General features: G+C 69.6%; 11 protein-coding genes. 2 read left to right on the top strand and 9 right to left on the bottom strand.

Annotated elements, in window-relative coordinates:
* Nucleotides 1-9 precede the first annotated feature (9 nt).
* The 8 genes from alaS to KBY32_RS27340 form a co-directional block, all read right to left on the bottom strand.
* Nucleotides 10-2,682, bottom strand: coding sequence for an alanine--tRNA ligase (gene alaS, locus KBY32_RS27305; RefSeq protein WP_210981994.1), 2,673 nt, complete (start codon nt 2,680-2,682; stop codon nt 10-12).
* Nucleotides 2,682-3,032 carry a hypothetical protein gene (locus KBY32_RS27310; protein WP_055623780.1) on the bottom strand — a complete coding sequence of 117 codons (351 nt, stop codon included), beginning with the start codon at nt 3,030-3,032 and terminating at the stop codon, nt 2,682-2,684. The genes alaS and KBY32_RS27310 overlap by 1 nt, the downstream gene beginning before the upstream one ends.
* A gap of 8 nt (nt 3,033-3,040) precedes the next feature.
* A complete protein-coding gene (locus KBY32_RS27315) occupies nt 3,041-3,496 on the bottom strand; it encodes a DUF948 domain-containing protein (protein ID WP_107096827.1) in 456 nt (151 codons plus the stop codon).
* A 203-nt stretch (nt 3,497-3,699) separates the two neighbouring features.
* Nucleotides 3,700-4,314, bottom strand: coding sequence for a 30S ribosomal protein S4 (gene rpsD, locus KBY32_RS27320; RefSeq protein ID WP_062674288.1), 615 nt, complete (start codon nt 4,312-4,314; stop codon nt 3,700-3,702).
* Between the two features lie 294 nt (nt 4,315-4,608).
* On the bottom strand, nt 4,609-5,964 hold the full coding sequence (locus KBY32_RS27325) for a replication-associated recombination protein A (protein ID WP_115506418.1): 1,356 nt from the start codon (nt 5,962-5,964) through the stop codon (nt 4,609-4,611).
* 44 nt (nt 5,965-6,008) lie between these two features.
* On the bottom strand, nt 6,009-6,665 hold the full coding sequence (locus tag KBY32_RS27330) for a vitamin K epoxide reductase family protein (protein WP_210981995.1): 657 nt from the start codon (nt 6,663-6,665) through the stop codon (nt 6,009-6,011).
* A gap of 198 nt (nt 6,666-6,863) precedes the next feature.
* Complete coding sequence (hisS, locus tag KBY32_RS27335; RefSeq protein WP_210981996.1) at nt 6,864-8,126, bottom strand: histidine--tRNA ligase; 1,263 nt, start codon at nt 8,124-8,126, stop codon at nt 6,864-6,866.
* Nucleotides 8,127-8,136: 10 nt separating this feature from the next.
* Nucleotides 8,137-8,853, bottom strand: coding sequence for an MBL fold metallo-hydrolase (locus KBY32_RS27340; RefSeq protein ID WP_210981997.1), 717 nt, complete (start codon nt 8,851-8,853; stop codon nt 8,137-8,139).
* A gap of 180 nt (nt 8,854-9,033) precedes the next feature.
* On the opposite strand from KBY32_RS27340, the gene KBY32_RS27345 reads away from it, so the two are divergent.
* Together KBY32_RS27345 and KBY32_RS27350 are read left to right on the top strand one after the other, a co-directional pair.
* Nucleotides 9,034-9,858 carry a peptidylprolyl isomerase gene (locus tag KBY32_RS27345; protein WP_210981998.1) on the top strand — a complete coding sequence of 275 codons (825 nt, stop codon included), beginning with the start codon at nt 9,034-9,036 and terminating at the stop codon, nt 9,856-9,858.
* Nucleotides 9,859-9,993: 135 nt separating this feature from the next.
* Nucleotides 9,994-11,223: a DUF349 domain-containing protein gene (locus KBY32_RS27350; protein WP_055623788.1), complete on the top strand. Its 1,230-nt coding sequence runs from the start codon at nt 9,994-9,996 to the stop codon at nt 11,221-11,223.
* A 76-nt stretch (nt 11,224-11,299) separates the two neighbouring features.
* On the opposite strand, the gene relA is transcribed toward KBY32_RS27350, so the two are convergent.
* Entirely contained in the window at nt 11,300-13,831 is a 2,532-nt protein-coding gene (gene relA / locus KBY32_RS27355; RefSeq protein ID WP_055623789.1) for a GTP pyrophosphokinase, read from the bottom strand.
* Nucleotides 13,832-13,907: the final 76 nt, after the last annotated feature.

A 13,907-nucleotide genomic window follows, 5' to 3' on the forward strand; every position in this document is an offset into this window, starting at 1 on the left:
TGTCGGAGCTCACTTGGCCGTGTCCGCCACGAGCCGCTCGACCGCGTCCACGGCCTCGCCGACCGCGGCCGGGTTCTGGCCGCCGCCCTGGGCGACGTCCGGCTTGCCGCCACCGCCGCCGCCGAGGGTCTTGGCGGCCGTACGGACCAGCTCACCGGCCTTGAGGCCGCGCTCGCGGGCGGCGTCGTTGGTGGCGATGACCGTCAGCGGCTTGCCGTTGGTCACGGTGAACAGGGCGACCACGGCGGCGCGTCCGCCCTGGATGCGGCCACGCACGTCGAGGACGAGCTTGCGCAGGTCGTCGGGCGTGGTGCCGTCCGGGACCTGGCCGGTGACCACCGCGACGCCGCGGATGTCCTTCGCGGACTCGGCGAGCCCGGCGGCGGCCTGGAGCACCTTCTCGGCGCGGAACTTCTCGATCTCCTTCTCGGCGTCCTTCAGCTTGCCGAGCATGGCGGAGACCTTCTCCGGAAGCTCCTCCGGGCGGCCCTTGATCAGCTCCTGGAGCTGAGCGACGACCGTGTGCTCGCGGGCGAGGAAGTTGTAGGCGTCGACGCCGACGAGGGCCTCGATCCGGCGGACGCCGGAGCCGATGGACGACTCGCCGAGCAGCTTGACCAGGCCGAGCTGGGCGGTGTTGTGGACGTGCGTGCCGCCGCACAGCTCCTTGGAGAAGTCGCCGATGGTCACGACGCGGACCCGCTCGCCGTACTTCTCGCCGAACTCGGCGATGGCGCCCTGCTTCTTGGCCTCGTCGATGCCCATGATGTCGGCGCGCACGTCGAGGTCGCGGGCGAGTACCTCGTTGATCTTCTGCTCGACGTCGGTCATCACGGCCGTCGGGACGGCGGACGGCGAGCCGAAGTCGAAGCGGAAGCGGCCCGGCTGGTTCTCGGAGCCGGCCTGGGCGGCCGTCGGGCCGAGGGCGTCGCGCAGGGCCTGGTGGGTCAGGTGCGTGGCCGAGTGGGCGCGGGCGATGGCCTTGCGGCGGCGGGAGTCGATCGAGGCGTGGGCCTTGGCGCCGACGGTCACCTCGCCGACCTGGACGACGCCCTTGTGCACATAGACACCCGGGACCGGCTTCTGGCAGTCGCGGACCTCGATCACGGCACCGGTGTCGACCTTGATCTTGCCGGTGTCACCGATCTGGCCGCCGCCCTCGGCGTAGAACGGGGTGCGGTCGAGGACGATCTCGACCTCGTCGCCCTCGGTGGCGGCCGGGGAGGAGGCGCCGTCGACGAGGATGCCGACGATCGTGGACTCGCTCTCGGTGTCGGTGTAGCCGATGAAGTCGGTGGCACCGGCCTGGTCGGCGATCTCACGGTAGGCACCGGCTCCGGCGTGCCCGGTCTTCTTGGCCTGGGCGTCGGCCTTGGCGCGCTCCCGCTGCTCCTTCATCAGGCGCCGGAAGCCCTCCTCGTCCACGGACAGCCCCTGCTCGGCGGCCATCTCCAGGGTGAGGTCGATCGGGAAGCCCCAGGTGTCGTGGAGCAGGAAGGCCTTGTCACCGGGCAGGACGCTGCCGCCCGCCGCCTTGGTGTCGCTCACGGCCGTGTCGAGGATGTTGGTGCCGGCCTTCAGCGTCTTGAGGAAGGCGTTCTCCTCGGCGAGGGCGACCTTCTCGATGCGCTCGCGGTCGGTGATGAGCTCGGGGTACTGCTGGCCCATCATCTCGATCACGGTGTCGACCAGGTCCTTCACGACCGGACCGGTGGCACCGAGCAGGCGCATGTTGCGGATGGCGCGGCGCATGATGCGGCGCAGCACATAGCCGCGGCCCTCGTTGCCGGGGGTGACACCGTCGCCGATCAGCATCACCGAGGTGCGCATGTGGTCGGTGACCACGCGCAGGGAGACGTCCGAGTCGTGGGCGTCGCCATAGCGGACGCCGGTCAGCTCGGTGGCCTTGTCGATGACGGCCATGGAGGTGTCGATCTCGTACATGTTCTGCACGCCCTGCAGAATCATGGCGAGACGCTCGAGGCCCAGGCCGGTGTCGATGTTCTTGCTGGGGAGCTCGCCGAGGATCTCGAAGTTGTCCTTGCCGATGCCCTCGCCGCGCACGTACTGCATGAAGACGAGGTTCCAGATCTCCACGTACCGCTCGTCGTTGACGGCGGGGCCGCCCTCGACGCCGAACTCGGGGCCGCGGTCGTAGTTGATCTCGGAACACGGGCCGCAGGGGCCGGGGACCCCCATGGACCAGAAGTTGTCCTTCATGCCGAGGCGCTGGATGCGCTCCTTCGGCACGCCGATGACCTCGTGCCAGATGCGCTCGGCCTCGTCGTCGTCCTTGTAGACGGTGATCCAGAGCTTCTCCGGCTCCAGGCCGTAACCACCCTTGTCCTGGGGGCTGGTGAGCAGCTCCCAGGCGTAGGCGATGGCGCCTTCCTTGAAGTAGTCGCCGAAGGAGAAGTTGCCGCACATCTGGAAGAACGTGCCGTGGCGGGTGGTCTTGCCGACCTCTTCGATGTCGGGCGTGCGCACGCACTTCTGCACGCTGGTGGCGCGCGAGAAGGGCGGCTTGACCTCACCCAGGAAGTAGGGCTTGAAGGGCACCATGCCGGCCGGGACGAGGAGCAGAGTCGGGTCGTCCGCGATGAGCGACGCCGAAGGGACGACGGTGTGCCCGCGCTCCTCGAAGAAGCTCAGCCAGCGGCGGCGAATCTCGGCCGACTCCATCAGTGGTCCTCATTCCGGTTGTTCGTGTACGTCGTGCTGTCGATGACGTACGACTTCGGCTGCTTGTGGTTCTCGATGGCGGAGTACCGCCGGGAAGCGGGAAGTTCGGGGCGCTCGTCGATGCCCAGGGCCTCATGGAGCTCGGCCTCCCGCCGGGCCATGTTGTCCCGGACGTCGAGGGCGAAGCCGACGGCGCGGTCCTTGATGCGGTGACCGGCGTCGAGGGCCTTGTTCGCCGCGGTCGCGGCGAGGCTCTCGGGGGTCAGCTGCTTCAGCTTCCGGTTGACCTTGGTGGTGGCCCAGACACCGGCGGCGACGCCCGTGCCGAACCAGAACGTACGGCGGAACATGCTGGGTCTCAGTCCCTCTTCCCGCGGTTTCGCTTCTCCCGCCGCGCGGCCGGCACGGTACGGCCGACGATCACGGTGCGCCTGGAGCCGGATGCCTTGGCCGGCTCGCCGTCCTTGCGGCCGAGGGCCCGGCGCACGCCGTAGCCGAAGGCCGCGACCTTGACCAGGGGGCCGCCGAAGGTGGAGGCGACGGTGGTCGACAGCGCGGAGGCGTTCGACGTGACCTCCTGGACGTCGGAGGCGATCGCGTCGACCCGGTCGATCTGGGTCTGCGCGGAGCGCACCGCCGAGGAGGCGTCTGCGAGAAGCGGCACGGCCTGGTCGGTCACGTCCGCAACCAGCTTGGTGGTCGCCTTCAGCGTCTGGGCCAGCCTCGCCAGCGCCACGGCGAGGAAGGAGACCAGGATCGCCCAGAAGACCGCCACCAGAATCCCGGCAACCTCTCCACCGGACACTGTGTGCACCCGCTCCCTGATATGTGCGTTCGCATCGGTCTGCATCGAAAAAGTCGTGCACCGAGCCTATCGCGCCGTCGATGCGCCGCCGTACCGGATTACCCTCCGCGCACGGCCGCGTCGCCGCGGACGCGAAAGCCCGCCGCCGCCCCACCGGGAAGGTGGGGAGACGACGGGCTCCGGTGCGCTGGGGTGCTACGGCTGCCGAAGGATCAGCGGGCGTAGTACTCGACGACGAGCTGCTCGTCGCAGATCACCGGGATCTCCTTGCGGTTCGGCTCGCGGTCCAGGCGGAACGCCAGGGCCTTGAGGTTCACCTGGAGGTAGCGCGGGGTCTCACCCTCGGGGGCGAAGCCACCCTCGCGGGCGATCGAGAAGAGCGTCTTCTCGCGGCTGCGCTCGCGGACCATCACGACGTCGTCGGGCTTGACGCGGAAGGACGGCTTGTCGACCTTCTGACCGTTGACCTCGATGTGGCCGTGCACGACCATCTGACGGGCCTGGTAGATGGTGCGGGCGATGCCCGAACGCAGGACCAGGGCGTCGAGGCGGCGCTCGAGCTCGATGATCAGGGCCTCACCGGTCTTGCCCTGAACCTTGGAGGCACGCTCGTAGGCGCGGACGAGCTGGCGCTCGGACACGTCGTACTGCGCGCGCAGACGCTGCTTCTCCAGCAGACGGACCTTGTAGTCCGAGTTCTGCTTGCGGCCGCGGCCGTGCTCACCCGGCGGGTAGGGACGGGCCTCGAAGTACTTGACGGCCTTCGGGGTCAGCGCGATGCCGAGGGCACGCGACTTCTTGACCTTGGGGCGGGACTGGTTCGCCACGATCTCTCATTTCTGGATGTTCGGCTCGTCAGGGTTGAGGGAGGTCGCAATCCGCAGCCGGGGAAACCCTCCTCGTCCTCGCGGACGGGGTGGGCAGCCGCTCCCTGGTCTGGGCACATACGTGCAGCACGCGAGTGGCCCACCGACCGGTTCCGTCCGGGGACGGAGGGTGGTGGGCTGCCCGCGACACCATTCGAACGGTGCGCGACGCTCCTGGAACCCACTGGGGGTTCCGGCTGACCGTCCCGTTCTGACTGCACGGGACACAGCACTTCGGAGCAGTTTACAGGGTGCTCAGGACCGCTTGCGACCGAGGTGCTTCCTGGTCCACTCCACGGCGTCGGCGTAGCGGGCCTCGCTGCCGTGCCGGGTCGGGGTGTAGTACTCGCGGTCCTTGAGGGCGTCGGGCGCGTACTGCTGCTCGGCGATGCCCTCGGCCAGGTCGTGCGGGTACACGTACCCCTGCGCGTGCCCGAGCTTGGCGGCGCCCTTGTAGTGGCCGTCGCGCAGATGGGGCGGCACGGGTCCGGCCATGCCCTTGCGTACGTCGTCCAGGGCGGCGCCGATCGCGGTCGTCGCGGCGTTGGACTTCGGGGCGAGCGCGAGGGCGATCGTGGCGTGGCTGAGGGTGAGGGCGGCCTCCGGGAAGCCGATCATGGCGACGGCCTGGGCGGCGGCGACCGCGGTCGGCAGGGCGTGCGGGTCGGCGAGCCCGATGTCCTCGCTGGCGGAGATCATCAGGCGCCGGGCGATGAAGCGGGGGTCCTCGCCGGCCTCGATCATCCGGGCCAGGTAGTGCAGGGCGGCGTCCACGTCGGAGCCGCGGATCGACTTGATCAGGGCGCTGGCCACGTCGTAGTGCTGGTCGCCGTCGCGGTCGTACTTCACGGCAGCCCGGTCGACGGTCTGCTCCAGCGTCGCCAGGCTGATCTCGCTCTCGTCCTGGTCGAGGGCGGCCCCGGCGGCGGCCTCCAGCGCGGTCAGGGCGCGGCGGGCGTCGCCCCCGGCGATGCGCAGCAGGTGGTCCTCGGTGTCCTCGGGGAGGGCGACGGCGTCCCTGAGGCCGCGCTCGTCGCTCAGCGCGCGGCGCAGGAGGTCCCGGATGTCGTCGTCGGTGAGCGGTTCGAGGGTGAGCAGCAGGGAGCGGGAGAGCAGCGGGGAGATGACCGAGAAGTAGGGGTTCTCGGTGGTGGCGGCGATCAGGGTGACCCAGCGGTTCTCCACGGCGGGCAGGAGGGAGTCCTGCTGGGCCTTGCTGAAGCGGTGGATCTCGTCGAGGAAGAGGACGGTCTCCTGGCCGTAGCCGCCGGTGGCGCGGCGGGCGCCGTCGATGACCGCGCGGACCTCCTTCACCCCGGCGGTGATGGCGGAGAGCTCCACGAAGCGTTTGTTGGTGGCCTTGGAGACGACGTAGGCCAGGGTGGTCTTGCCGGTGCCGGGCGGGCCCCAGAGGATCACCGAGGAGGGGCCGGCGGGGCCCTTGGCGCCCTCGCCGACCAGGCGGCGCAGGGGTGAGCCCGGCTTCAGCAGATGCCGCTGGCCCACCACCTCGTCGAGGGTGCGCGGGCGCATCCGTACCGCCAGGGGACTCCCCGCGGGGTCTTTCTCCTGGCGTTCCTCTGCGGCTGCGGTGAACAGGTCGGGCTCCACTCTGGAAACCCTAAATCACCGCACTGACAACGCGGCCCGCGAGGTCAGCTGGTCCAGAAGTCCCACCAGCGGGTCAGGACCAGCATGCCGATGACGCCGATGTGCAGTACGGGCAGGACCCAGGTGAACTCGCCGAAGAAGCCCTTCAGCCAGTTCGGGGCGGGCAGCAGGCCGTTGCGGACGTTGAACGAGGTCACGTACCAGAACATGACGATCGTCGCGACCCAGGCCAGCGAGCACCAAAGGCACAGCGCGTTGATGTTGTACAGCGACTGGTACATCAGCCAGGCGCAGAAGACGACGCCGAAGAGGGTGCCGGCGTTGAGGGTGAGCCAGTACCAGCGCGGGAAGCGGGCGCGGCCGAGCAGGCTCATGCCGACGCAGATCACGATGCCGTAGGCGACGAGGCCGAGCATCGGGTTGGGGAAGCCGAAGACGGCGGCCTGCTTGGACTCCATGACGCTGCCGCAGGAGACGACGGGGTTCAGGCTGCACCCGGGGGTGAAGGTCTTCCCCTCGACCTTGGCCTCGAGCAGCTTGAACTTGTCGATCGTGATGACCCAGGCGGCCAGCAGGCCCGCGGCGCCGGTGATCACCAGCAGCAGGGCGAGCGCCCGGCTGCCGCCGACCGACCGCGTGGCGGACGGTGCGGGCTCCGACTCGGGCTCGGTGGAGACGTCTTTGACTGTCGTCTTGCTCATCACGCCGATTCCGTCACTTGAGACTTTGAGTTTCCCCGGACAGGGCACATTCTGCCGCACCGGCGCACGTCCCCACCGTTCGCTGCGCATAAGGAAGTACGCCCGCGCGAAGGCGCGCGTAGGGTTTCGGACACCCCGCGAACAGCGAAAAGAGGGGGACCCGACGGGGTCCCCCTCTGTCCCGCATTCCTCGCGGAATCAGCCCAGACGGGATTCCAGCTCCGCGACGATCTCGTTGACGCCGACCGCCGTCTGCTCGCCGGACTCCATGTCCTTGAGCTGGACGACGCCCTCGGCGAGGTCGCGCTCGCCGGCGACGATCGTGTAGCGGGCGCCGCTGCGGTTGGCGTTCTTCATGGCGCCCTTGAGGCCCTTGGCGCCGTAGGAGAAGTCCGTCGCGATGCCGAGCTTGCGCAGCTCGGTGACCTTGTTGAACAGCACCCGGCGGGCCTCCTCGCCGAGCGGCACCGCGAACACGCTGGTGGTGGAGGGCAGTTCGAGCTCCACGCCCTCGGCCTCCAGCGCGAGGACCGTGCGGTCGACGCCGAGGGCCCAGCCGACGGACGGCAGCGCGGGGCCGCCGATCATCTCGGACAGGCCGTCGTAGCGGCCGCCGCCGCCCACCGCGGACTGCGAGCCCAGACCGTCGTGGACGAACTCGAAGGTCGTCCGCGTGTAGTAGTCCAGGCCGCGCACCAGCTTGGGGTCGTCCTCGAAGACGACGCCCGCGGCCGTGATCAGCTCGCGGACCTCCTCGTGGTACGCCTTGCACGCGTCGCACAGGTAGTCGCGCAGCAGCGGGGCGCCGCCGAGCTGCTTCTGGACGGACTCGCGCTTGTCGTCGAGGACGCGCAGCGGGTTGATCTCGGCGCGGCGCAGGGTGTCCTCGTCGAGGTCCAGGCCGCGCAGGAAGTCCTGGAGGGCGGCGCGGTAGACCGGGCGGCACTCCTTGTCGCCCAGGGAGTTCAGCAGGATGCGGAAGTCCCTCAGGCCCAGCGAGCGGTACGCCTGATCGGCCAGGATGATCAGCTCGGCGTCGAGCGCCGGGTCCTCGGCGCCGATCGCCTCGGCGCCGACCTGGGAGAAGTGCCTGTAACGGCCCTTCTGGGGGCGCTCGTAGCGGTAGTACGAGCCCGAGTACCAGAGCTTGACCGGGAGGTTGCCCGCCTTGTGCAGGTTGGCCTCCAGGGCTGCGCGCAGCACCGAGGCCGTGCCCTCCGGACGCAGGGCGAGCTTGTCGCCGCCCTTGGTCTCGAAGGCGTACATCTCCTTGGTCACGATGTCGGTGGACTCGCCGACGCCGCGTGCGAACAACTCGACGTTCTCGAAGCCGGGCGTCTCGACGTAGCCGTAGCCGGAGTTCCGCAGGGGCGCGGCGATCGCCTCGCGCACCGCGAGGTACTTGGCGGAGTCGGGCGGCAGCAGGTCGTACGTGCCCTTGGGGGCCTTGAAGGTGCTCACGGAAGTCTTGTCACATTCCTCGTCGGGGAGCGGCTGAGGCGCTGTTTCCCTGGCGGCCTGCGGCCACTTGCCGCAGATACGGGTTGGTGGCGCGCTCCTGGCCGATGGTCGTCTGGGGGCCGTGGCCGGACAGCACCACGGTCGAGTCGTCGAGCGGCAGGCACACACGGGCCAGCGAGTCGAGGATCTCGGCCATGTCACCGCCGGGCAGGTCGGTGCGTCCGATGGAGCCGGCGAACAGCAGGTCGCCCGAGAACAGGATCGGCGGGATGCCCGCCGTCTCGGGCAGGCCGAAGGTCACCGACCCCTTGGTATGGCCCGGCGCGTGGGCGACGGTGAGCTCCATCCCCGCCAGCCCGAGCGTCGCACCGTCGGTCAGCTCCTTGACGTCGTCCGGTTCCCCGACGGTCAGCTCGCCCATCAACTGCGCGCCGATGGACCGGCCGAGCGCCTTCTCGGGGTCGCTCATCATGTACCGGTCCTCGGGGTGGATCCAGGCCGGTACGCCGTGTGCGCCGCACACCGGGACGACCGAGGCCACATGATCGAGGTGGCCGTGGGTGAGGACGACGGCGACGGGCTTGAGCCGATGCTTCTTCAGCGCTTCCTCGACTCCGGGGGCCGCTTCGTGGCCCGGGTCGATGATCACGCACTCCTCACCGGCGGCGGGGGCGACGAGATAACAGTTCGTCCCCCAGGCCCCGGCGGGGAACCCGGCAATGAGCACGATCGTCCTTCGTTTGTGTCGACACGGGTGGTTTGTCGGCGGGCGTCGCCTGTCGTCAGAGCCTACCGGCGCTGCCGAACACTCAGCGAACCCATATACGGTACGGGTCACACGCAGACGGTCGACTCACTGAGCACTTGTGTACCGGTCGACACACACGACGCATGAGGAGAGAACCCGGTGGTCAGCCAGGAACAGCGGCGGCGTCAGCTCGCCCGGGAGAAGTTCTTGCGGCAGCAGCAGCGGCGTACGGACGCCCGGCGCAAGGCACGCGTGCGCAACTCGGTGATCGCGTCGGTGCTCGCGGTGGTCGTGATCGGCAGCGTCGCGCTGTACACGACGGATGTCCTCAAGGGCGACGACGACACCAAGCAGAACGCGGGCGCGGAGGTCACGCCGAGCGCGAGCGCGCCGAGCAAGGCCCCGGACCCGTGCGAGAAGCCCGCCGAGGGCAAGGTGAAGACGGCGACCTGGAAGAAGGAGCCGGAGCTCACCGTCGACAAGTCGGCGAAGTACACGATGAAGCTCGCGACGACGTGCGGTGACATCGACATCGCGCTGAAGGCGTCGGCCGCGCCGCACACCGTCAACTCGTTCGACTTCCTCGCCGGCAAGGGCTACTTCGACCACTCCAAGTGCCACCGGCTCACCACCAACGGCATCTACGTGCTGCAGTGCGGCGACCCGACGGGCACCGGCACCGGCGGCCCCGGCTACACGATTCCGGACGAGAATCTGAAGGACAAGAGCCTCAAGGCCAACACGTATCCCGCGGGCACCGTGGCGATGGCCAACACGGGTCAGAAGCACACCGGCGGCAGCCAGTTCTTCCTCGTCTACCAGGACAGTCAGCTGCCGCCCAGCTACACACCGTTCGGTACCGTCTCCGAGTCGGGGATGGAGGTGCTGAAGAAGATCGCCGACGCCGGTGAGAGCACCGGGGCGGGTGACGGGGCGCCGAACGCGACGGTCGTGATCGACAAGGCGACGGTCACCAAATCCTGACCCCCAACTGCGTAATTTCGGTCGCGCGGGATGCGGACAGGCAACCCGCCGGTCGCCTATGTTGGCCGTGACGAAACTGTGGACGATGCCCGGGGGGACACCAGCCCCTCGCAGGCATCATGTGGAGGAGGCGCTGTGAGCAGCGACCCGTGGGGCCGCGTCGACGAGACGGGGACCGTGTACGTGCGTACGGCCGACGGCGAGCAGGTCGTCGGTTCCTGGCAGGCCGGCTCCCCCGAAGAGGCGCTGGCCTATTTCGAGCGCAAGTACGAGGGCCTGGTTGTCGAGATCGGCCTCCTCGAGAAGCGAGTGAAGACCACCGACCTGTCCGCCAAGGACGCGATGGCGGCGATCGACCACATCCGCGAGCAGGTCGACGCGCACCACGCGGTCGGTGATCTGGACGCTCTGCGGGTGCGGCTGGACAAGCTCGTCGAGCTGGTCGAGAAGCGCCGCGAGGAGCGCAAGCAGCAGCGGGCCAAGCAGTCCGACGAGGCACGTCACCGCAAGGAGGCGCTGGTCGCCGAGGCGGAGGAGCTGGCGCAGTCCGACCAGTGGCGGGCCGCCGGTGAGCGGCTGCGGGCGCTGGTGGACACGTGGAAGAGCCTGCCGCGGCTGGACCGCAAGTCGGACGACGAGCTGTGGCACCGCTTCTCGCACGCCCGGTCGGCCTTCTCCAAGCGGCGCAAGGCGCACTTCGCGCAGCTGGACGCGCAGCGCGAGGAGGCCCGCCGGACCAAGGAGCGGCTGGTCGCCGAGGCCGAGGCGCTGTCGGGTTCGACGGACTGGGGTCCGACGGCCGCCCGCTACCGCGAGCTGATGACCGAGTGGAAGGCCGCCGGCCGTGCCCAGCGTGAGCACGAGGACGATCTGTGGAACCGCTTCCGCGGCGCCCAGGACGTCTTCTTCGCCGCCCGCAGCTCGGTGTTCGCCGAGCGGGACGCCGAGCAGGCGGAGAACCTCAAGCTGAAGGAGGAGCTGGCCGGGGAGGCCGAGAAGCTGCTGCCCATCGGCGATCTGAAGGGGGCGCGCGCCGCCTTCCGCTCGATCAACGAGCGCTGGGAGGCCATCGGCCATGTGCCGCGCGACGCCCGGCCGAAGGTCGAGGGCCGGATGCACGCCGTGGAGCGGGCCATCCAGGAGGCCGAGGAGGCGGAGTGGCGCCGGACCAACCCGGAGGCGCGCGTGCGGGCCGAGGGGCTGACCGGTCAGCTGCAGGCCGCCGTGGACAAGCTGAAGGGCCAGATCGAGCAGGCCCGCGCCCAGGGCAACAACGCGAAGGCCGACAAGCTGGAGCGTGAGCTGGAGGGGCGCCAGGCGCTGCTGGACACGGCCCTGAAGGGTCTCCAGGAGTTCGGCGGCTGATCCCCGCCCGAGCCGGAACGAGAGGGGCTCCCGTACATCGCGTACGGGAGCCCCTCTCGTCGTTCCTGGACGGCCGCTACGACCGGTTGCGCGCCGAGGTCACGCGGTAGACGTCGTAGACGCCCTCCACTCCCCTGACGGCCTTCAGGACGTGGCCCAGGTGCTTGGGGTCGCCCATCTCGAAGGTGAAGCGGGAGGTGGCGACCCGGTCGCGGGAGGTCTGGACGGCCGCCGACAGGATGTTGACGTGCTGGTCCGACAGGACGCGGGTGACGTCCGACAGCAGTCGGGAGCGGTCCAGGGCCTCGACCTGGATGGCGACCAGGAAGACCGAGGACTGGGTGGGTGCCCACTCGACCTCGAGGATCCGCTCGGGCTCACGGGACAGCGAGTCGACGTTGACGCAGTCGCTGCGGTGCACCGACACCCCGCTGCCGCGGGTGACGAACCCGATGATCGGGTCGCCCGGCACCGGCGTACAGCAGCGGGCCAGCTTGACCCACACGTCCTCGACGCCCTTGACGATGACGCCCGGGTCGGCGCTGGAGCGGCGCTTGCGGCGGCTGCGGGCCGGCGGGACCGACTCGTCGATCTCCTCGGTGGCCGCCTCCTCGCCGCCGAGCGCCTGGACCAGCTTCTGCACGATGTTCTGCGCGGAGACATGGCCCTCGCCGATCGCCGCGTACAGCGCGGAGATGTCGGCGTAGCGCATCTCGTGGGCGAGCGTGACGAGCGAGTCGCCGGTGAGGATCCGCTGGATCGGCAGGTTCTGCTTGCGCATGGCCCGGACGATGGCGTCCTTGCCCTGCTCGATGGCCTCGTCGCGGCGCTCCTTGGAGAACCAGGCCCGGATCTTGTTCCGGGCGCGCGGCGATTTGACGAAGCCCAGCCAGTCGCGGGACGGGCCCGCGCCGGCCGCCTTGGAGGTGAAGACCTCGACGAGGTCGCCGTTGTCCAGGGTGGACTCGAGCGGGACGAGACGGCCGTTGACCCGCGCTCCTATGGTGCGGTGGCCGACCTCGGTGTGGACGGCGTACGCGAAGTCGACGGGGGTGGCACCGGCCGGCAGCGCTATGACGTCGCCCTTGGGGGTGAAGACGAAGACCTCGTTGCGGGACAGGTCGAAGCGCAGGGACTCCAGGAACTCGCCCGGGTCCTCGGTCTCCTTCTGCCAGTCCAGCAGCTGGCGCAGCCACGCCATGTCGTTGAGGTGGTCGTCCTTGCCCTTGCCGGACGTCTTCGGGGCGTCGGTACGGATCTTGGAGGCACCGGCGACGGCCTCCTGCTTGTACTTCCAGTGCGCGGCGATGCCGTACTCGGCGCGGCGGTGCATGTCGAACGTGCGGATCTGGAGTTCGACCGGCTTGCCGTTGGGGCCGATGACCGTCGTGTGCAGCGACTGGTACATGTTGAACTTCGGCATCGCGATGTAGTCCTTGAACCGGCCGGGGACCGGGTTCCATCGCGCGTGCACGGTGCCGAGGGCGGCGTAGCAGTCGCGGACCGTGTCGACGAGGACACGGATGCCCACCAGGTCGTAGATCTCCGCGAAGTCACGGCCGCGGACGATCATCTTCTGGTAGACGCTGTAGTAGTGCTTCGGGCGGCCGGTGACGGTCGCCTTGATACGGGCCGCGCGCAGGTCCTGCTGGACCTCGTCGGTCACTATGGCCAGGTACTCGTCGCGCTTCGGGGCACGCTCCGCCACCAGCCGCACGATCTCGTCGTACATCTTGGGGTAGAGGATCGCGAAGGCGAGGTCCTCCAGCTCCCACTTGATGGTGTTCATGCCCAGGCGGTGGGCGAGCGGCGCGTAGATCTCGAGGGTCTCGCGCGCCTTCTTCTCCTGCTTCTCGCGCTTGAGGTAGCGCATGGTGCGCATGTTGTGGAGGCGGTCGGCGAGCTTGATGACCAGGACGCGGGGGTCCTTGGCCATGGCGACGACCATCTTGCGCACGGTCTCGGCCTGGGCGGCCTCGCCGAACTTGACCTTGTCCAGCTTGGTGACGCCGTCGACGAGCAGGGCGACGGAGTCGCCGAAGTCGCGGCGCAGCTGGTCGAGGCCGTACTCGGTGTCCTCGACGGTGTCGTGCAGCAGCCCCGCCATGAGGGTGGCCGGGTCCATGCCCAGCTCGGCGAGGATGGTGGTGACCGCCAGCGGGTGCGTGATGTACGGGTCGCCGCTCTTGCGCTTCTGGCCGCGGTGCCAGCGCTCGGCGACCTGGTAGGCCTTCTCGATCTGGCGGAGGGTGGCCGTCTCGATCTTGGGGTCGTTGCCGCGGACTATGCGCAGCAGGGGCTCCAGGACCGGGTTGTACGGGTTGGAGCGCTGGACGCCGAGGCGGGCGAGGCGGGCCCGGACGCGGTTGGAGGAGCCGGAGCGGGCGGGCTGGCCGGTGTTCGGGCGGACCGCGGGGGTGGAGCGCTCGGGCGGGGCCGGCTTGGGACGCGCCTGCTCGGCCGGCTTGTCGACCGGGGCCGACTGGGCGTGCTCGACCGTGCCGCGCGAGTCGTTCTTGGCGTGCGGTGCGTTCGGCGCGGGCTTCGCCGCGGCGGCCGAGGCGGACTCGGGCTTTGCGGCGGTCAGGTGCTGGGCCTCGTCTGGCAAGAGGACTCCTCGTGCGCGATCCGGGTCCCCCGGTCAGGCTCCGGAGACCCCATGGTAGCGATCCTGGGGCGCAGGA

Origin of the sequence: Streptomyces sp. RK62 (genome assembly GCF_018070255.1) — a bacterium.
Lineage (GTDB): Bacteria > Actinomycetota > Actinomycetes > Streptomycetales > Streptomycetaceae > Streptomyces > Streptomyces nigra.

What these genes read in the sequence shown, in the direction of transcription:
- KBY32_RS27330 (WP_210981995.1), bottom strand. Translation starts at nt 6,665, where the DNA reads ATGAGCAAGACGACAGTCAAAGACGTCTCCACCGAGCCCGAGTCGGAG.
- KBY32_RS27310 (WP_055623780.1), bottom strand. Translation starts at nt 3,032, where the DNA reads ATGTTCCGCCGTACGTTCTGGTTCGGCACGGGCGTCGCCGCCGGTGTC.
- alaS (WP_210981994.1), bottom strand. Translation starts at nt 2,682, where the DNA reads ATGGAGTCGGCCGAGATTCGCCGCCGCTGGCTGAGCTTCTTCGAGGAG.